The 19,276-nt window shown below is 64.8% G+C and carries 14 protein-coding genes; 7 read left to right on the forward strand and 7 right to left on the reverse strand.

Annotation, left to right across the window (positions count from 1 at the left end; genetic code table 11):
- Positions 1 to 222: 222 nt before the first annotated feature.
- The 5 genes from G3I17_RS22065 to G3I17_RS22085 all read right to left on the reverse strand — a co-directional run bounded on the left by G3I17_RS22065 (position 223) and on the right by G3I17_RS22085 (position 8,336).
- A complete protein-coding gene (locus G3I17_RS22065; protein WP_164599287.1) occupies positions 223 to 2,100 on the reverse strand; it encodes an ATP-binding cassette domain-containing protein in 1,878 nt (625 codons plus the stop codon).
- On the reverse strand, positions 2,097 to 3,404 hold the full coding sequence (locus G3I17_RS22070) for a lanthionine synthetase C family protein (protein ID WP_164599290.1): 1,308 nt from the start codon (positions 3,402 to 3,404) through the stop codon (positions 2,097 to 2,099). The genes G3I17_RS22065 and G3I17_RS22070 overlap by 4 nt, the downstream gene beginning before the upstream one ends.
- A complete protein-coding gene (locus G3I17_RS22075) occupies positions 3,401 to 6,463 on the reverse strand; it encodes a lantibiotic dehydratase (protein ID WP_164599292.1) in 3,063 nt (1,020 codons plus the stop codon). The genes G3I17_RS22070 and G3I17_RS22075 overlap by 4 nt, the downstream gene beginning before the upstream one ends.
- Positions 6,464 to 6,754: 291 nt before the next feature.
- Positions 6,755 to 6,949 (reverse strand): hypothetical protein, encoded by a 195-nt coding sequence (locus G3I17_RS22080; RefSeq protein ID WP_164599294.1) that lies wholly within the window; start codon positions 6,947 to 6,949, stop codon positions 6,755 to 6,757.
- A gap of 835 nt (positions 6,950 to 7,784) precedes the next feature.
- The gene (locus G3I17_RS22085; RefSeq protein ID WP_164599296.1) at positions 7,785 to 8,336 is read right to left on the reverse strand and encodes a hypothetical protein; all 552 of its coding nucleotides are present in this window, start codon (positions 8,334 to 8,336) and stop codon (positions 7,785 to 7,787) included.
- A gap of 141 nt (positions 8,337 to 8,477) precedes the next feature.
- On the opposite strand from G3I17_RS22085, the gene G3I17_RS22090 reads away from it, so the two are divergent.
- From G3I17_RS22090 to G3I17_RS22105, 4 genes are read left to right on the forward strand one after another with little or no spacing between them, the layout of a single operon-like run.
- Positions 8,478 to 8,993 carry a MauE/DoxX family redox-associated membrane protein gene (locus G3I17_RS22090; protein WP_164599298.1) on the forward strand — a complete coding sequence of 172 codons (516 nt, stop codon included), beginning with the start codon at positions 8,478 to 8,480 and terminating at the stop codon, positions 8,991 to 8,993.
- A gap of 12 nt (positions 8,994 to 9,005) precedes the next feature.
- A complete protein-coding gene (locus tag G3I17_RS22095) occupies positions 9,006 to 9,554 on the forward strand; it encodes a thioredoxin-like domain-containing protein (RefSeq protein WP_164599300.1) in 549 nt (182 codons plus the stop codon).
- On the forward strand, positions 9,551 to 11,410 hold the full coding sequence (locus G3I17_RS22100; RefSeq protein ID WP_343238375.1) for an ABC transporter ATP-binding protein: 1,860 nt from the start codon (positions 9,551 to 9,553) through the stop codon (positions 11,408 to 11,410). Before G3I17_RS22095 ends, G3I17_RS22100 begins: the two co-directional genes overlap by 4 nt.
- Positions 11,391 to 11,879, forward strand: a complete 489-nt coding sequence (locus G3I17_RS22105) for a S26 family signal peptidase (RefSeq protein WP_164599302.1) — start codon at positions 11,391 to 11,393, stop codon at positions 11,877 to 11,879. The genes G3I17_RS22100 and G3I17_RS22105 overlap by 20 nt, the downstream gene beginning before the upstream one ends.
- A 470-nt stretch (positions 11,880 to 12,349) precedes the next feature.
- On the opposite strand, the gene G3I17_RS22110 is transcribed toward G3I17_RS22105, so the two are convergent.
- The gene (locus G3I17_RS22110; protein ID WP_164599304.1) at positions 12,350 to 13,525 is read right to left on the reverse strand and encodes an HEXXH motif-containing putative peptide modification protein; all 1,176 of its coding nucleotides are present in this window, start codon (positions 13,523 to 13,525) and stop codon (positions 12,350 to 12,352) included.
- Between the two features lie 524 nt (positions 13,526 to 14,049).
- On the opposite strand from G3I17_RS22110, the gene G3I17_RS22115 reads away from it, so the two are divergent.
- Positions 14,050 to 16,881, forward strand: coding sequence for a BTAD domain-containing putative transcriptional regulator (locus tag G3I17_RS22115; protein WP_164599306.1), 2,832 nt, complete (start codon positions 14,050 to 14,052; stop codon positions 16,879 to 16,881).
- A 21-nt stretch (positions 16,882 to 16,902) separates the two neighbouring features.
- Here G3I17_RS22115 and G3I17_RS22120 read toward each other — a convergent pair whose 3' ends face one another.
- Positions 16,903 to 17,721, reverse strand: coding sequence for an alpha/beta hydrolase (locus G3I17_RS22120; RefSeq protein ID WP_164599308.1), 819 nt, complete (start codon positions 17,719 to 17,721; stop codon positions 16,903 to 16,905).
- A 306-nt stretch (positions 17,722 to 18,027) separates the two neighbouring features.
- On the opposite strand from G3I17_RS22120, the gene G3I17_RS22125 reads away from it, so the two are divergent.
- Together G3I17_RS22125 and G3I17_RS22135 are read left to right on the forward strand one after the other, a co-directional pair.
- Complete coding sequence (locus G3I17_RS22125) at positions 18,028 to 18,474, forward strand: DUF6069 family protein (protein ID WP_164599310.1); 447 nt, start codon at positions 18,028 to 18,030, stop codon at positions 18,472 to 18,474.
- 416 nt (positions 18,475 to 18,890) lie between these two features.
- The gene (locus tag G3I17_RS22135; RefSeq protein WP_164599314.1) at positions 18,891 to 19,244 is read left to right on the forward strand and encodes a nuclear transport factor 2 family protein; all 354 of its coding nucleotides are present in this window, start codon (positions 18,891 to 18,893) and stop codon (positions 19,242 to 19,244) included.
- Positions 19,245 to 19,276: the final 32 nt, after the last annotated feature.

Genomic DNA, 19,276 nt, shown 5'->3' on the forward strand with positions numbered 1-19,276 from the left:
CACTTGCAAGCCTGCCTCGGTCAGCAGGGAGACTCTGTAGGGCGATTCCGCCTCAAGGACAGATCTCATAGCAGGCCAGTCGGGTGCTATCACGATGACCGCGCAAGTCTCGAGCGCTTCCGCGAGCGACCGGACTGGCCAGGAAGTTGCTGAGCAGCGTGATCGAGGTCGCCGTGCCAGTGCCCACTGCACACGTTGACCACCTTGGATCTTGACGACCAGTTAGTGCCCCGGCCCGGCCTGCAAGGTGTAGAGGTCGGCGTAGTGCCCGAGCAGGGCCATCAGCTCGTCGTGCGTTCCCAGTTCGATCAACCGGCCGTCTCGAAGGACGGCGATCTGGTCGGCGGTTCGGGCACTGGCCAGTCGATGAGTGATCAGAACAATGGTGCGGTGGCCGGCGGCGCGGCGCAGCGATTCGTAGACCAAGGCCTCCGCCCGCGGATCCAGGGGTGCGGTCGGTTCATCGACGATCAGGACCTCGCCTTCCCGATACAGCGCACGTGCGAGCGCGAGCCGCTGCCACTGGCCGACGGACAGGGCCGCACCGCCCTTGAATTCCTTGGAAAGTAAGGTGTTCCAGCCCGCGGACAGCGCACCGATCACAGCATCGGATCCGCTGGCCAGGAGCGCCTCCTCGAGCCGAGCCCGCTCCTCCGGCGACCGAGGCGGCTGCCCGAGGGTGACGTACTGCTCCGCGGTCAACGGCCAATGGCTGGGCTCCTGAAGTACCGACGAGACCCGGGCCCGGATCGACTCTGCGTCCACTGTGGCCAGATCGACGCCGTCCCAGGTGATCTGGCCTTGATCAGGCAGATAGAGACCGCCCAGGAGCTTGGCCAATGTCGATTTGCCGGAGCCGTTCTCGCCGACAAGAGCCACGACGTCGCCGCGGCTGATGGTGAGATCCAGGCCGGAGATTGCGGCGCGGTCAGCACCGGGATAGCGGAAGGTCACACCGCGAAGCCCGATCACAGACGGGCTGCCTGAGACGGGCGGTTTGTCTGTGGACCGCCACGATGACTTGGCTTGGTCCAGAACCTGACCGAAGTCGAGTACGTAGAGACTCTGCTCGTACAAGAGATTCATCACCATCGTCGCTCGGGCCAGGGTGCCACGACCGCTCTGCAACGCGATGACGGTGGTGCCGGCTGCTGCCACCGCAACGTGTTGAGAGCTCACCAGCCCGATCAGGACGGCGTAGGAGAGAAGGACCATCGTCCCGGCTCCTGTCTGACCAACAAGTTCTAGGCGCGTCTGTCGCCAGCGGAGGCGAACCTCCGTCCACTCGACCTGGCTCGCGAGAGTTCGGTATCGCCCGAGCAAGAACGATCGAGCAGTGAAGGCGCGCACCGGCGCAGCAGACTCACGATCCGTCATCAGTTCACAGATTCGCCGAAGCCGCCGGGTGATGGCCATCGTCCGCCAGAACGTCGCGTATCCCAGACGTGCGTTGTGCATCGTTGCCCAGGCTGTCGGCAGAGTCGATGCCACCAGGAGCGGGAGCAGGAGAGGGTTCAATGCTCCGAGAGCAGTGCCAACGCCCAGCAGTGACACGATGCTGCCCAGCAGCTCAATCAGCTGAACAACCGCGGAGTCGATGGTGTGGACGCCACGATCCCGCGCCCGGATCAGTGCATCGTGGAAATCAGGCTCGTCGAACGATGCCAACTCTACGTCGGAGACGGCGGTCACCAGCTGCTCCTCTGCCAGCCGACGGACTCCTGGCGCCAGCCTGGCCTCCCCTGCGGCAACCCCGGCGTGTGCGAGTGCCCCGGCCACCGAGAGACCGGCCAGCATCGCCATGGTCGGTACCGCGCTGAGGACTCCACTGCGGAGGTCGGTCGCGCCCAGAATTTCAGCAAGAACTCGAGCGGCACCGAGCAACCCGACGGTGGTCACCGCGGCCGCGACGAGCTGGAGAATCAGGACGGCAACTGTCCAGCTACGGGAACATTGCCACGCCAGCCGAACGACGATCCGGGCGAAGCTCGGCAGAGTCCGGACCATCCCTCCGAGCGTTGCTGTGAACGCCTGTTCGTTATGTGCGGTCCACGTTGTCGCCTGGAGCTGATCCTCGGCAACGCTTTGTTCCGTGGTCATGCGAGCATCAGAGCGCTGTCCCACCCTGAGAAGACGCTGCCGGAGGTATAGGTGGTGATAGCCAGGGCGATCCCGGCGGCTCCTTCGAGGAAGCCTGGCAGATCCAGGTGGTGACTGTCAGCCATCTGCCTGGCCTGGAATCCGAACGGCAGTACCTCGTCGTATTCCGCCAGGAGGCGAGCAGCGATCTGGTCGATGGCTCGCTCGATCACCGGGTCCTTGAAGTCGCCGTTCATCCTGCACAGGGTCTGCAAGACTCCTGCCCAGCCGTGACAGAGCATCGTCTCGCCCAGGTCACCACCCGCGTCCAACCAGCCCACCACTTCGTGAACTGCCGATCGGGCTTCGATCCCCCAACCCGGTTCGGCCAGTGCCAGCCCCGCGAGCTGGATCGCTCGGGCGGTCCCCGGGGCGCCGTAGCACCATGACGGTGCCGTGACGGGGCGCTGCGCCGGCGCTCCATCGAAGTATTCGGCGTAGCTGAGAGAAGCCGGCCACAAGGGGACTGCCGAATACCTTCCGCGCTCAGTGATGAGCCAGGTGGCCATTCGATGGATGGCGTCGTCCTGCCCGCTGACCCGGCAACCTGCGTGCCAGGCAAGCGACAGGAAAGCGAGAGTGCCGGGCATGCCATGGGCCAAGCCGTAGTTGACGTGCCCATCGAGGTCCGGAATCTCCGGTGAGGGCGAATGGCGGATCCACCACCCCGGGCGCTCGGTACCATTCAGCCGCAACGGGTCGGCGCGCTCGACGAGAAACCGCAGTATTTCGTGAAGCGACTCGTCAGCCGGGCCGGGCCGGGTGAGCAGGTAGCGGCCGATCCCTGCGAGTCCGGAGATCACGTCGGTCGCAGCGAAGGAGCAGCCGCCCTCGCTTGGAACAAGGATGCGTTCGGCCCTGATAATCGTCGCGACGTGGCCGGTGATCTTCGCATCCAATTTGCTCAGTAAGGTCGCATAGTCGGCGCTGGACCGGGCGGCCGATCGTGCGGTGAACGCGACTGCACACAGGCCTCCCTGCAGGCCGCCTACTGGCGCCGCGCCCGCGTGCTCTGTGGCCGCGATGAGGTAGTTGTGTGCAAGACGTCGATGGCCGGCATCTTGATGGCTGAGCTCAGCAAACAGCAAGGCCATGCTCAGTGGCCCGCTGGCCAGTGAGACGGGCATCCAGCGGGAGCGTCGGGTATCGCCGATCCCGATCCATGGATCGGGATGAAGCGTCATACGCTCGACTGTGGTCTGATCTGCGAGTCGTTCGCTGACGGTCGCAACGCAGGTCTGGAGCGCCGACTGCAGCGCCGTCATCGGAGTCCCCGGACTCGCAGCGACTGAGCGCAGGTGCGCACGAGCGCGAGCGCACGCGATTCTGCCGCACGGTCGATCCCGATCAGGCGATTTGCGTGCATATGAAGAATGCTGGCGACAGCAGCGCTGACCCGGTGCTGGGAGGTGATACCGCTGAACAGCAACTTGCCGTATCCGTCGGCAGCTTGTGCCCGTGGCCCCCAGGCCGACACCAACTCCTCGCCGCCAGGCACGGCTCGGAGCCGGGCCCAGGAGTCCGCCGGATCGATGAGCAGCCGATGCGCCCGGTCGATGCCGCGGGTGGATGTCCGCTCAATCGTATCGACCGCCCACGCGGGCCAGTCCCAGTCGCCGAGAGACTCCAAGATGTCGACGACATTCATCGCTGCCAGCACCTCGATCGGCAGCTTCGGTCGGATCGCCGCAAGCAGGCTCAGCTGGCGTATCGCGGCGCGGCTGTCCGCCTCGAAGAATTGGTGTACTGCGGCCGCTGTCTGCGGGCCGCCGTACCGTTGGGTCTCGGGCTGGTAGGTGTCGAGAACCAAATTTCGGATCATCGACCGCGCCCGGGCTGTGCCGGCCCAGTCGTTGAGCTGCTGCAGCAGCTCTGTCCACAAGACCTCCGGTTTGCCCTTGAAGCGCAGCCTGAGATGACTGTCCGGGTCGCGGTAGCGGACGAAGTACCAGCAATCCAGCCCGCCCGGCAACCGGTCGATCAAGGTGGAGATTTCCTGCGTAATCAGTTGATCGTGCGATTGCTCGGTGGCGTAGACCTTTGCATAGAGCCACGCCCCACCGGGGAGGTGCTGCTCCTCGGAGCGTAGCGGCGCGACGGTGATCTGTTCGCGACTCGATTTGTTCGTGGCCTGCCTGGTCAAGGTGAACACCAGCTCGGCCACTCTTCCGTCGAGCCATCCCAGCTGCGACCGGTCGGCGATCAGGCTCTCCGAGAGCGGGAAGTCGCCGTACTTTCGCAGCGTGTGGCGCAACAGTTGGCGGTGCAGGTCGATCTCGAGGTCGAACTCGATCCGCTGATCCGCCATCGATGCCTCGACTCTGGAGGGTACTTCCCACCGTTGCTGCCACGTGGCGAGCCGGTCGCACCACTGCCGCCATCCCTCGCGGGAGGTGCGCAGAGCGGCATCAGCACGCCAGCGGGCAGGAGCAAGGATTGTCCTGCCGTACCGCACCCGAGGCAGGCTCGGGAACGAGTCGAGGCCGGCCCAGTCCCAGCCCTGGATACCGCGGTCTCGCTGCGCCTCCACATCCAGCAGAAAACGGGCAGCATTCGGCAGCTCGCGGCTCGGATTGAGCATGTGCATCAAGACCGGTCGCAGGACTGTCCCGGTGTGCCGAGAGGCGAGGTACAGATGTTGGGGGGTAGCCCCGACGACGATGTCGGACAGGCTCAGTACGGTGTCGTCGTCCGGGTCGGTGAACATTCCGACCGGTAGCGACTGGTCCGCGAGCCGGGCAACAGTCGCCACGTTGCCGGCCCGGGCCGTCGTGGGGTAGCTGAAGACCTGGGCCGATGCACGACCGGGGTCGACCTCGGCCAGGAGGTCACGGAGGCGCTGCTCGATTCCGAGATCCCGGGCGAATCGACCGGACATGGAGTTCGGTAGTGGAACTGCGGCCACCGGCGCGAGAGCCATCACGAAGTCTCCGTCATCGAGGGCACGAGGGGACCGGGCGAGAAGCTGAACGCACAGCTCCACCAGGGCGGGCGGAGCAAGCCGGTCGTCTGGGGTCAGAGCGTCGATGCTCTGCGGATCGAGGACGACGTCGGCTCGTTCCCTGGCGGCTGTCCAGGCCAGCCGGGCGAGAGTCGAGGTCCGGGAACGGCTGAGCTCCTCGGCGGCGGTTCGTTCCAGGCGTCGTGACGTCGCCGGCATCTGATAACCGGCCGGAGCGTCCAGACCGGCATGAGGATCGAGTAGTTCGAGCAAGGGCACGGTCTGCTCGAGACCGTAGCGCTCAAGAAATGCGGTGTGGTACTCCTGCATGTACTGGTGCTGCGGGCGCTCGGAGGTCAGCCGACTCAAGAGCGAGGCGACTTGCTCCACCTCGCGGGCAACCGGCGGCGGGAGGCTGAAGTCGAGGTCGTACTTCAGCTCCACCTGTATCGGCGGCCGGGCTGCGGGTTTCAGCTTCCGAAGCACGTCGAAGGCCGACTCCAACTCCGTCAGCCCCTCGCCGACGCAGGTTTCCTGATAGGCAGTGATTGCCTCCTGAGCGCCGGTGAGCGATTCGGAGATGTCGGTACCCGGGACGAGGCTCATGACATGCCTGAGACCATCCAGCGCTGGGTGTGGGCGCAGTTCGGTGAGGAGAAACCCTTTGTCGATCATCGTGATGAGGACTCGCTCGACCGCCGTGGCTTCCGCTGCCGGGTAACTCTCCCCGAGCGCCCGGACCAGGTCGCGATAGGCGATGGGCCTATCCGCTCGATCCATCGCGGTAGCGACGATCGGAAGGTGCCGGATCGACGCGGCCTGCACCGCGGCCGCCCGCTCGTTGTCTTCCCAGGGAACATGGTTCAGGACCAGCCGCTGACCACGAACAATGGCAAGTGAGTTGGCCTCCACCCGGAGCTTGGTCAATACCTCGGGACGCCGCTGCCATTCATCGATCAGCTCGGACAACCAGCCGCCGTCGACGCGAACCGACCTGGTGTGGTCCACGCCGACCCGAACCTTGGTGTGGCGCCCGAACTCGCCGATTGCCACGCCTGCCAGCATTCCGAACGGCGTAGGCCTGGAACACATTCGCAGCAGGTAGCGTGATGCCGCCATAACTGCTCGTTCGAGCTTGGCCGGCTCGACCGTGGGATCATTGCTGATCCGGTCGAGGCTCTCGGCCAAACTCGAACTCGACACGGCAATTGCTTCTCGCACGAGTGGGTCCGCGGTCAATTGCCGCAGGTAGTCGACCATCCGGGCGGTGTAGCCGGAACGATCCGGTTCGAGATCGACGGCTGTCACGTCCGCGCGACCCAGCGGGAGCGCCGCGACCCTTGCGGTCACGTGCGGCGCCACCACGTACGAGTGAGTGTTCAACGGGTCAGCAGCCGGTACGCCAGTCGGAATGGACGCAACACTGGTTGCAACTGTGCTTGAAGCACGTCGCGGCCGTGATGGTTTTCGTAGGGGGGCCGAGCTCGGCGGACCCGGATGTCCCCACCGTTTCCTGGTAGTCCAGGTCAAAGGTTTCGAATACTACGTCCAGCGTATCGATCGTCGAAGTCATCTGATTTTCCTTAGCGGTCGGTTTTGTTGATGTGTGGAAATGCGGATTCGATCAGCAGCCGGGTTGCCGCCGCATTGGCCCAAGGATGAATGCAGTCGCATTCAGAACGGCTTCAGCGCGTCGAGACGTGGTGTGGTGATGATGGTGCGAAGCGGGATCGATGTCCGGCGTACCTTGACATCGAGGCGATTCGGCTCGCGCTCAATGTTGCCCCGATCAACTACCACGGCGTCCTCTTGCGTCAGGGCGGAATGTTCCGGCGCCGGAAGCGCGGGTTGCGCCCGGCTGTAGTGCATCCTGTCAACGGCAACGAGACAGTCGGTCCTCCCGTCCGTTCGGTCGACCTGGCCGGAGAGGGCGTCGTGAACTGCAGTGCCTCGAGCGGTCGGCGGCCTGAGCTCGCAGAGCTGTAGCGGACCTTCCGTGCCGTGGAGGACGGGCGTCCGCAGCTCTGCCTGATCTCCGGCGCGGCCGGCATCCGAGGCCACTCCTGGGCGCTACACGCTGCACAACCTGCTGCGCGCCTACGCGTCAGAGCTCTGCGCGGAGCACGACGAGATCGCGAGCCTGCAAGCGGCGCGAGATCGGCTGCTCGACTGCTATCTGCACACGGCCCACGCCAACGGCACTGCCTCGCTGCAGCCGGACTCTATCCCTCCCGATCCGCCGTTGCCGGATGCCGTCGTGGCGAGCCTGTCCACAGTCACCGACCCAGCTGAAGCCGATCTGACGCATCGCGTCGCTAGCCTTTCCGGGAGCCGGCCTGCCCCCCCATGCCGGGCTCGCACCAGAACGCCCGCCTGGAGCAGGAGACCCACGCAGCACTTGCTCCAGGCGGTGCGTCCTGGAACCGATCACGCCGGCCCATTCCCGGGGCCATGATTTTGCCGTGATGGCGGGGTGTTTGATGGATTCAAACCACGACATTTGTCACGGGTGCACTGCGTTGGAAAGTGACTACGCTGACCTCCCCGGCGAGCGCCAGGCCGGTGGCGCCGGGGATCGGGGTGCCGGCGGGCGTCCGCCGTTCCTGGAAGCATGGTTGCCACAACCTCCTCATGCGTTTCGATCGATCCGCCAAGCCTGGAATACCCGCTGCGGGGCCTCCCGGAGGAGGCCCCGGTCGGCCAATCAGCAGGGGTCGACCAAGTCCACCTTGTCGTTCGAGGGCCCGGTGTCGCCGTTTTCGGCGTATCCGTAGGCCGCCCACAGCTGAACGTAGCCATTTGCCGGCGTGGAGTCGTAGCGATACTGATGAAGAGCGGCCCTCAGATTCGGCTGGTTGTTGACCCACGAGGACGCCTGGTTCCGCACGCCCCAGGCACCCAGGTCGACCAGGTTGCAGTAGTAGAACGACAGTTGCCAGCGTTGGCGTGCCGGCACGTTGGGGCTGTTGAACCAGCCGTCGCCGTACAGGCAGGTGTATCCAGGAGCGCAGTTGTGCACCGTGCCCGATAGCTGAATGGTTTGATCGGGGCTCGGGTATTCCATAACTGCACCGAGTTTCGGCCATTCGATTTTGTTACGCGCGACCTTGTGTCCGCCGGGCATGTTCGAGAGTTGCTTGGCGACCAGACTGTCGATCTGTGCCCACTGCTCAGTCTTGTCCGCAGCCGAGGCCGGTGAAGCGATGAATGCCAGCCCGCCGACCAGCGCGGCGACCAGACCGATGGTGAATCCCACTGATTTTCGTGTCATGGTGGGACGAAATCACTGCACGCCTTCAACTTGGCTTCAGGTGGAGGCCGCCGCCATCGTCAGCGCGTGAAGCCAGGGTGAAGCTTCGGTCTGGTCGACTAGCTCGGTTGCCAGACAGGAGCACAGATGTCTTACGTTGCCGTCTACTCGCAAGTCGTGATCGCCATTGTCTTTACGGCGGCTGCGATCAGCAAGCTCTCGGCACGTGAGGACTTCCGTGAATTCGTCCGGTCGCTGCGACGGTTGCGCTCAGTCCCTCGCCGAGCAGCCGCGCCCGCAGGATGGGCACTGCTGATTGGTGAGGCCATCACGGCGCCTCTGATGGCTTTGTCGCCCTCAGCCGGTCGAGCGCTCGCCGTGTTCCTGCTTGCTGCATTGACGGTCGGCGCGACGCTGATCGTCCGGAGCAACGCCGTTGTTGCCTGTCGCTGCTTCGGAGCTGCCACTGAGCCGTTGAGCCGGCGCCATGTGGCTCGCAATGTATTCCTCCTGACGATTGCGACCTCGGGAATCATGAGCGACGGAATCAGTCCTACTGCCAGTCCGGCCGCGACGGCCGCAGCCGTAGCGAGTGGCCTCCTCACCGCGCTGGTGGTGATCAGGCTCGACGACATCGTCTATCTGTTCAGATCCAGCCCATGAGGAGTGCACGAGATGCCGGTGCTAGTTGCTGTATTGATAGTCGTGGGCGTCGTGTCCATGGTGAATCTCCTGCTGACGTTCGGCGTGATCGGACGGTTGCGAGAGCACACTGAGAAGCTTTCGGCATGGCCGCTGGGAACTGCAGCAGACAGTACGCTCGCCGTCGGTGACTCGCCGGGCGATTTCGCTGCCACCACGACCGAAGACGAGGCGTTCGACCGGACATCCTTGCTGGGCGGGCAAGTTGTCGGCTTCTTCTCGCCGAACTGCGACTCCTGTAAGGATCTGGTACCGAAATTCGTCGAGCATGCCGCCACTACGGCCCGGGGTAAGGGGCGGGTGCTCGCGGTTGTCGTAGTCGACAATGACGAGGGCGCGGCCGAGTCCCTGGTGCGATCACTGGAGCCAGTTGCGAGAGTCGTCACGGAGCGGATCGGCGGCGCAATCAGCAGCGCCTTCAAGGTTTCCGGCTTCCCCGCCGTCTATGTGCTGGACAACAGCGGAACAGTTGCCGCGTCCAGACTCGCGCCCGACAGCCAGGATCGTATGGCGGTGTCGTGACGGCACTTTCCGACGGTCTGTCACTCGGGACTGCGCTCAGGCATGCCCGAGCCGCGTTGGCCATCGCTTGGCAGAGCGCGCCCGGCAACGTGCTTGCGCTGGCGCTGCTGACCGTGGCGAACGGTCTGCTGCCCGTCGTGATGGCATGGCTGACCAAGATTCTCCTGGACTTGCTGGCCCATCCCTCTCAAGGCGGCCAGCTTCTCCAGTACGCGCTGCTACTGAGCGGAGCCGGCATAGTTGGCGCAGCACTGCCGCAGGCAAAGCAATACGCCAAAGCAGAGCTGGGCCGGTCAGTGAACCTACGCGCCAGCCAGGACCTGGTCGGCGCGCTGAACAGGCTGATCGGCCTTGCCCGGTTCGAGGATCCGCGCTTCCGTGATCGGCTTCAGATTGCGCAGCAGGCCGGCCGGAGTGCGCCGGCGCAACTGGTCGACTCCGGTCTGAGCGCGATCCAGAGCATGCTGATATTGGTCGGGTTCGCAGGCACGTTGGTCGCAATCGAACCGTGGGCGGCCGTACTGGTCACCGCGGCCGTACTCCCGACCATGCGAGCTGAGCTGGTGATCAGCCGGAGACGTGCCAACTTGGTGTGGCGCACCAGCACGGCGACTCGCTACGAGTTCGCCTACTCGCGCTTGCTGGCTGATGTGCAGGCTGCAAAGGAAGTGCGAATCTATGGACTGGGCCAGTTCTTCGCGGCGCGGATGCGGCGGGAGCTCCAGCGGGTGCAGCATGCCGATCGGCAGGTGGACCGCCGCGAGCTCCTGACGCAGGGGCTGCTCGGGCTGCTGGCGGCGGCCGTAGCCGGCGCGGGCCTCTGGTGGGCGATCCGTGCGGCAGGCAACGGACGACTGACGATCGGAGACGTCTCGGTCTTCATCGCCGCCGTAGCGGGCATCCAGTCCGCGCTGACGACGATGGTCAGGGTGACCGCGTCGGCTCATCAACAGCTGATGATGTTCGACCACTTTCAATGGGTCGTGCAGGCGCCGACGGATCTCGAGTCCGGTCCGCCTGGGTCGACGCTGGTCCCTTTGGCGGAAGGTATCGAGCTGAAAGATGTCTGGTTCCGGTACAGCGACGACCATCCATGGGTGCTGCAAGGCGTGAGCCTGACCATCCCGCGGGGGGCGACCTTGGCGCTGGTAGGGCTCAACGGCGCGGGAAAGAGTACCGTCGTCAAGCTGCTGTGCCGACTCTATGATCCCGTCCGCGGCTCGATCCGCTGGGACGGCCAGGACCTGCGCCAGTTGCCCATCGACGAACTTCGCCGGCGGATCGGTGTGGTGTTCCAGGACTTCATGTCCTACGACCTCACCGCGGCGGAGAACATCGCAGTCGGTGACCTCGCCGCACTGCACGATCCGGACCGGATCAGGTCGGCGGCGCAGGCAGGGGGCATCGATACCGCCCTGGAGCAGCTTCCGCACCAGTACGAGACGATGCTCACCCGGATCTTCTTCAGTGAGGAGGACCGAGACGACGCATCCACTGGTGTGTTCCTGTCCGGTGGCCAGTGGCAACGAATCGCGCTGGCTCGTGCCTTGATCCGTCGTGATGCCGAACTGCTGATCCTCGACGAACCCAGCTCTGGGCTGGATGCGGAAGCGGAGTACGAAGTCCAGCTGCGACTGCGGAGGCACAGTTCGGTTCGCACCAACCTCATCATCTCCCACCGGCTGAGCACCTTGCGCGACGCCGACCTCATCGCGGTGCTGGCCGATGGCAAGGTGGTCGAGTCCGGCGATCACGCGGATCTGATGGCGGCCGGAGGCCACTACGCGCGCCTCTTCCGCCTACAAGCGCGCGGATATCGAGCCGCGGTGGGAGCCGATGATTTCGGCGCTCCTTGAAGCCGCTGCTGCGGTCGTCGTCCTCACAGCGCTCGGAGGGACCCGCTGGGTTCGGCGCACTTTTCTCGTGGTCGGGGTCGACGGCATCAGCATGGAGCCCACATTCGAGGCGGGAGAGCGGGTACTGGTCCGGCGCCTCCGGCCCACCGCGCTACGCCGTGGTGATGTCGTCATCCTGCGGCATCCGAGCGTCAGCCGCGAGGTGGCGCACGTCCAGATCGACGGTCTGCAAGGGACCCGACTGTTGATCAAGCGTGTCGTCGCGCTGCCGGGAGATCCTGCTCCACTTGACAAGGCTCCGATCCTCACCGGAGACCGGTCACCTCGTGTTCCGGCCGGCATGGTGGTCGTCTTCGGGGACAACGACGGAAACAGCATGGACTCCAGACATCTCGGCTACATCCCCGCCGACTGCCTGGTAGGCGTGGTCCTTCGCAAGTTGAACGCGAACCCGGCGACGAGGAGGTGAAGCGGATCTGAATGCGGCCGACGCAATACTCGAAAATAGAAAGGGAATCGCCGTCCCAGTGGAAATGGAGTGGGCAAGATGACCAGAGCCATGATGCAGGTGCAACGAGCAGGTGACCGCCTCCTTGGGTTGTTGGTGCCGAACAGCTCGGCAAGCGCATCGGATTGCGCGTTCGAGCAGAAGTGTGACAGTGACCTGCAGGGTGGTGATCTATTTCGACGCAAATGCTGTGCATTCAATGGACGGGTCAGTTGTGGGGACTGGTGGCCAGTCTGCAGCCACTGCTGCATATGAAAGGAGGAAATGATGCCTTCTTGCACTCATGCCCGTCGTTGGCCTAACGGCAGCAGGTCCTGAATTCGATCACGATACCCGTATCGCCGATGAGTTCGGCGTGTTATCAGAATTATCGTCGGTAGCGATACGCCGCAGCTTGCGGTCGTCACCGTCGTCACCTCTGATTTGAAGGTTCAGCTATGGCCGTAGGTCGAGACAACCAAGCCTTGACGGACCAGTTCGCGTAAGCCGCCGTCGAGCTGTGTCTCGGCCTCTGCCCGCGGAAGAAGGTGGTGAACCGCAGCTAAGTACTCGTCTCGAATTGCTGTCCGCTCGCGGCCATCACACAGTGAGTAGATCAGCCACGAGTTGAGATTGAGCCAGCACAGCCTGGAAGGGTTCGGCATTGCAACGACGACTCGTTGCTGATCAAGCAGTTGGACCACGCTGGTAGGTGGGACAGCACGATAACTGGCGGTCGGCATCTTTGTCTCGGCGGGGGAGATCAGGTCCTCCAACGCGCCTTCCAGCCAGTGAACGAAATCCTGGCCATACCGGGTCAGGAGGCCGAATCGGCTCTTGAGTTCGCCGGCCAGGTACGTTGCTCGCTCTGTCGGCGTGGCGAAGCCGGCTACCGACACGCTCGCCATACTCCGCGCAGTACCTGGCAACGGTTCGCCAAAACGTTCGCGGAGATCCAGCGCCGCGGTTTGAGCGACTTGATTGAACAGGACCATGTGGACATACACGTGGAGCGCGAAGAGGACCCGCATCAGCGACCACGGCTGAACTCGCCATGGAATGAGCACGACGGGCTCCTGGACCGGAACCTGAAAGCGGTACATTGCGCCGCAACGAATGATCTCGAAAAGTGCGAGATGGAGGCCTTCGTGCAGGATGGCTCCGGCCGCATCCCAGGGGTTGGTCAGCTTCTCCGGAGCGAGGAATACGGTCGCGGGGAACGTGTCGCCGCCGGAGACTGAGTGCAAGGGGCCTTCGGGCGAATCATTTCGGGTCAGGCCGATCAAACCGACGTGCCGGAGCACGCCGCGGCCAATGTCCGGCAGTAGCGCGGTCAGGAGGTCGGCTGCCCCGCTAAGTGCGGCCAGCTGATCAACTGACGGCTCGACCGGCAGGGAAAGACCGGGGCCGGGGAACGCCGAGTCGAACAGGCCCCACAACAGTCCTGCGTAGGAGCCGGCATCGCGCCCGGGCATCTCTGCCCACACGCGGGCAGATCCGAGCCGCGGCCAGGCGGGCTGCCCGCCAAGTTGTGTGCCCTTGAGTTCAGCGAGCAGCGGTCTGCCAGTGCCGTTCCGGCTCTGAAGATCTGCCTCGAACAAGTTGCGCAACACCGGGTCCCGCAACATCGCGAGCAGCTCCGAATCGGGTGCGTGGGCCTGCTCAGCCGCGAGCAACGCCGAGCCCGCCCGGAGTCGGGCAAGACTGCGTTGCTCGATGGCTACGGCATCGCCGAACTCCGGATGGCCGGCAAGTAACCTCTCTCGATCCCGAAGGGGCGAGGCGGTGCCCGGGGCGCTGACGCTCATTGCCCGGCGGGGGAATAGGGTGCAGCGTCTCTTGGAACCCAGCCCCTCTCAGCGGGGTTCTCCGTGGTGACAGCTGGCGGGTCCAGTGTCGCGAGGCGCTCGATCAGGCTGCGTAGGTCGGCCATTTCATTGGTTGTCATCGTCTACTCGCTCTCTACTTGCTTCGCAGGTTCAGACCAGTCAATTCCGCTACGGCTTCAGGCCGGCTTCGGGACCACGATGAGGGTCGATCGAGCCGACTGAAGTCGGACTGAAGCTGAACTGAAGCTGAACCGAAGGTGGACGGCCCTTACGCGGAGTAAGACTGGCTGGGTAGACAGCCGCATGAGAGGTAGGTCCCAAGCTTGTCCATCCCTCAGAGCCTGAATTGCGATGCAACTGGCGCCGAGCTCGACAGCCTCCAGATCCGCTTGCTGGGACCGCTGGACGCGCGTATCGCAGGACGACGACTTTCGCTCGGCTCTACCAAGCAAGCTGTCGTGCTGGCCGCGCTGGCGCTGCATCCTGGCCGGGTGGTGTCCATGGAGGCACTCGAGAAGTCGGTCTGGGACGGGGAGCGGCCGGCTCGGCCTCGCCGCGCGCTCCAGCTGTACGTCACCCGGCTCAGGATGTCGCTGGGATCAGCTGCTCATCTGATCGCCACGACCCCGAGCGGATACCGCTTCGACATTGCCCCGGAGCAGACAGATCTGGGGCGGTTCGACCAGCTCGTGGGGCGGGCCGAACAGGCAGCGGAACAAGGAGATCTGGAGGTGGCGGCTGCATCGTTCCAGGCCGCGTTGGCCGAGTGGCGCGGCGAACCGCTGGGGAGTGTGCGGTCGGAAGCGCTGCTGCGCGATACGGCACCTCAGTTACTCGAGCACCGGTTGCGGACCGTCGAGCGGTACTTCGAAGTGAGCCTGGCGCTCGGTCAGCACGCGAGGGTCGTCACCGAGCTCGCCGAGGAGTGCGCCCGTGAGCCGCTTCGGGAGCCGCTATGGGCACTCTTCCTGTCTGCGCTGTTCCGCTGCGGCCGGCGTGCTGAGGCTCTGGATGCTTATCACGCGATCCGCGAGCGTCTCGCCGACGAGCTCGGCCTCGATCCCAGCGACCAGCTGCGAACGCTCCACGCTCAGATCCTGATCGGCGATACGGCCAGCGGGCGGCCCGCCACGACGTTCTCGCCGGTGCCTCGACAGCTCCCCGCTGATCTGGCCGGGTTCAGCGGTCGTAGACACGAGCTCGCCCAGCTCGATGCCCTGCAATCCGGCCAGGCAACCGCCGAACTGGGTATCGTCGTCGGCACCGCCGGGATCGGCAAGACCACTCTGGCCGTCCACTGGGCGCGGCGGGTCGCGGACAAGTACCCCGACGGACAGCTCTGGATCAACTTGCGCGGTTTCGGTCCGGGCAGCTGTCTGTCCATCGGCGCGGCGCTGACCAAGTTACTCCGATCGCTCGGAGTTGCTCCCGCGCAGATCCCCTCGGATCCAGAAGAACAGAGCGCGCTGTTCCGCTCGCTCCTCGATGGTCGCCGAATGCTCCTGGTACTCGACAACGCCAGCAGCGCTCAACAGGTACGCGCGTTGTTGCCGGGCGCAGCAGGCTGCTTCACCCTCGTCACCAGTCGCCGTCAGCTGTCCGGCCTGGTGGCCACAGCTCAGCCGGCCGTGATGGTCCTGGATCTGCTGAGCGAGGAGGAATCCCGCGAGCTGATCCGCCGCCGGCTCGGCAGCCGGCGGCTCTACGGACAGGACCTGGCGGTCGACGACCTCATCGCGCTGTCGGCACGTCTCCCGCTCGCCTTGGCCATCGTGGCAGCGCGCGCAGCCACGAATCCCCACTTCGAGCTGAGCACCCTCGCATCCGCCCTGCGAACCGTTGGCGGTCTGGAGCGCTTCGCGGAGGTGGATCCGGAGACCGAGATCCGGTCGGTCTTCTCCTGGTCCTACCAAGCATTGAGCGAGCCGGCCGCGAGACTCTTCCGATTCCTCGGTCTCCATCCAGGACCGGATATCAGCGCCGCCGCCGCCGCGGGCGTCGTCGGCCGATCGCTGTCGGAGGTGACCGGCCCGTTGCGAGAACTGTGCGATGCGCACCTGATCAACGAGGTTGCGCACCGGCGATACGCCCTTCATGATCTCCTTCGCGCGTACGCCGCAGAGCTCGGCACGAAACATGATGGACCGGCAGCCCTGATGCAGGCACGGCAGCGTATGTTCGACTATTACCTGCTCACTGCCTACACCGGCAGCGGCGCATTGCCCCAAGTGGACCTGATCGCCCCTGATCCGCCTTCGGCAGGTATCGAGATCGAGCCACTCGGCGACTATCACCAGACGATCACCTGGTTCACGACCGAACACCAGGTGCTGCTCGCAGTCCTCAAGGAGGCGGTCGACCAGGGCTTTGCGATTCACGTCTGGCAGTTGGCCTGGACGCTCACCGAGTTTCTGTACCGGCGTGGACATTGGCGCGACTGGTCGGCGGTCCTGGAGGAATCCCTCACGATGGCCATCCAGCGCCACAACCGGGTTGAGCAGGCGCGCTGCCACCGCGGGCTGGCGTATGCGTTCGCGCGGCTCGGTCAATTGCCTAAGGCAACACTCCATGTCGAGCATGCGCTCCAGCTGACCAGCCAACTCGCAAACCCGACGTGGTCGGCCTTTGCCCATCGGAGCGCGGCGTTGGTGCTCGAGGCCGAAGGTCGTCAGTTGGATGCGTTGTCGCACGACCTGGAAGCCCTGCGGTTGTTCGAGTCGATCGAACACCTACCGGCGCTGGCGAGAACACTGAACACGGTCGGCTGGAGTTATGCTCAACTCGGTGATACTGAGGCTGCTCTCCAGCACTGCACGCGGGCCCTGTCGCTGCTGAGAAGGCTGGGCGACCGGCAGGGCGAGGCGGCTACCTGGCACAGCCTGGGATTCGCGCATCAGCATCTTGGCCACCGGACGGAGGCCATCGACTGTTACAGCCGCGCCGCGGACCTGTTCCGTGAACTCGGCGACCGCTACAAAGAGTCGGAATGCCTGATGCATCTCGGCGAGGCCTGCCAGGAAGCTGGGGACCTGTCCGGCGCACGCCGGTCCTGGCGGTCGGCCTCGGAGATTCTCGGGCCCTTCGCCGAGCTGGACATCGCGCCCATCAATTCCCGGCTGCGCTCCATCCAGATCCTGACCGACCGCTCAAACTGACCTGCTCTCCAGCAGTGCGGCTCAGTCGGTCCGGCAGAACTCGCGGAGTGCAGTGGCGAGCGCCTTGGGATCGAAGCTGTGCTGTTGCCCGGTGACTGGCCGGACCGTGGCCGTGGGCAACAATTCGCCGACGGCCCGGGCCGCCGTGACAAGCCACGGCTCGGTGCCCTCGCCGTACAGGACCAGGGCAGGAACGGTTACCTGCGGCCAGCGGTCCTTGGGCAGCGCTTCTCCGGACATGGTTCCCGCCATCAGCCGCCCGTCATAGGCGATCGTGTGAGCGGCCTCTTCGAGAGCCGGCCAGAACGGTGTCTGCCGTAGCTTTCCGACAAGCTCGACCGGCAGCGCGGCGGCAGCGGTGAGAAAGAGTTCGACTGCGTCGCCCCGGCGGTCCTCGTCGATGGAGAGTTCGAGCTGCTGCACATAGTCGGCAGGCAGGGGCGGGCGGCTGTTGCCCACGACGAAAGGTGGTTCGAACAGAGCCAGCCGACTGACCGGAAGGCCGCCCTCAGTCGCGTCGAGCGCGAGGACCGCGCCCGAGGACTGACCGCAGATGACCGCCGGTGTACCGAAGACCGCGATCAGCGCATCCAGATCCTCGATCTCACGTTCGACCCGGTATGGCAGCATCTCGGAACTCTCGCCCCGGCCACGACGGTCGTAGGTGACGACGGCGAACTCGTCCGACAGCAGTTCCGCGGACTCCGCGGCCGCTGGGTTCATCGCCCGGTAACTGGTGGCTCCCTCCACGAAGATCAGTGGAACACCGTCGCCGCGTACCTCGTAGCAGATCGTCGTACCGTCCACCGAGTGCACTTTGTCGCGCAGGACCTCAGTCATTCTGCCGCTTCTTTCGTCGTGAGGGTGATGGTGTCCTGTGGCGGGTGTGGCCTGATGGTTCGCGATGCAGAGGCCGCCGCAGTGGCAGGAATACAAGCTGGGTGCTCGCTCCGTTGCCAGGGTTCGGCGACGGTCGAAACTCTGGCCCATGAGCCTTCGGCGTCATCCGAAAGGTTGCTCGTAGCAAGGGGCAGGCTCGACAGTTTCTCCCACTACGCGTTCAGCATCCTTCGGAGGTGCGACCTATTCCGGCGCGTTGACAGCAGGCATTCGCAGCAGAGTGTTTCGCCGAAAGAGGAGCTCACGATGTTCATCACCGCCGTCACTGCCGCCACTGCCGAACGTGTTTCGGTGAGGAATCTGATCAAGGCCAGCCTGGTGGCAGTAGTTTTAGCTGCGTTGGCCGCTGAGGTGCTGACTGCCCTTGTCCGGGCTGCAGGCGTCGATCTCGCGGTTGGTAACCCGGGCGGCAAGGCCGACAGCGTCGTACCGGTCGCGTTCGGCGCCTGCGCGATCAGCCTCACTCTGGCCATGATCGCCGGCACGTTGCTCGCCTTGCTCATCAACCGTTTCTCGAGTCATCCGGCGCGTACCTACATCCGGACGACAATTGTTCTGACGGTTGCCTCACTTGCCGCCCCGCTCACGGCCGCCGGTACCTCCACCGCAACGAAACTGACTTTGATCGCCGTCCACCTGACCGCGGCCTCGATCATCATCCCCGCGGTCGGCCGTCGCCTTGGGCGGCCGTAGTGGGACCCCTCGCGGGAGACTGCTCAGGTCGTGAGGCGGAGGCGTTCGGTCTCGGCCTTGTTGATGTCGGCCGCTGTGCTGAGCAAAGTGGTGGCGAAACGTAACTGGTCGTCGTCCATCGTCTCAAGATGGCTGGCCCATCGACTGTAAATCGGCCCGAGCAGTTCCGCAGGTACTCCGTGTTTGCCGTCACCAAGACCTCGCGACGATCAGCCGTGTCCCGGCTCCGGGTGATCATGTCGGCCTTCTCCAGCCGATCCAGGGCATCGGTGATGCCGCCGCCGGACGTCAGGCTTGACCGCTCGGCGAGTTCGCCCGGTCGCTGCGGTCCATGGAGCGTCAGCAAGTGCGCGAGTTGCAGGTCAACGCCACGTATTTCCCACGGATCGCGCCACGGTGTCCTGGTACATCACTGCGTGAACCATGAAGTTCCGCATCGCGAGGTTCATCGGTGGCGCGAGCTCGTTGCCGACGATGCGACGTACTGGTTCACCGACGGCTCCTTCGAGGGCGTCGAGGCGATCGCGGCGGCCGTCCAGCGGACCTTCGACGAGATCGTGGACGAGGTCTGCACGATCAGCGACCTCCACTGGGTCTGTACCACCCCCGACTGCGCCGTCGTCCGCTATCAATTCCACTGGGCGGGTGATGATGGGGTGGTGGGACGCAAACGGAAGCCTGACCGCCACGAGACCCTCGCCGACCTGGTCGGTGAGGTGGTGGTGGGCGCGGACCTTCAGGCACTCGTGGACGTCTGCGGGTTGTACTGAAGCCAGCGAGACCGGCCCATCGAACAGCGGCG

Origin of the sequence: Streptomyces sp. SID13031 (assembly GCF_010548305.1) — a bacterium.
GTDB lineage: Bacteria > Actinomycetota > Actinomycetes > Propionibacteriales > Kribbellaceae > Kribbella.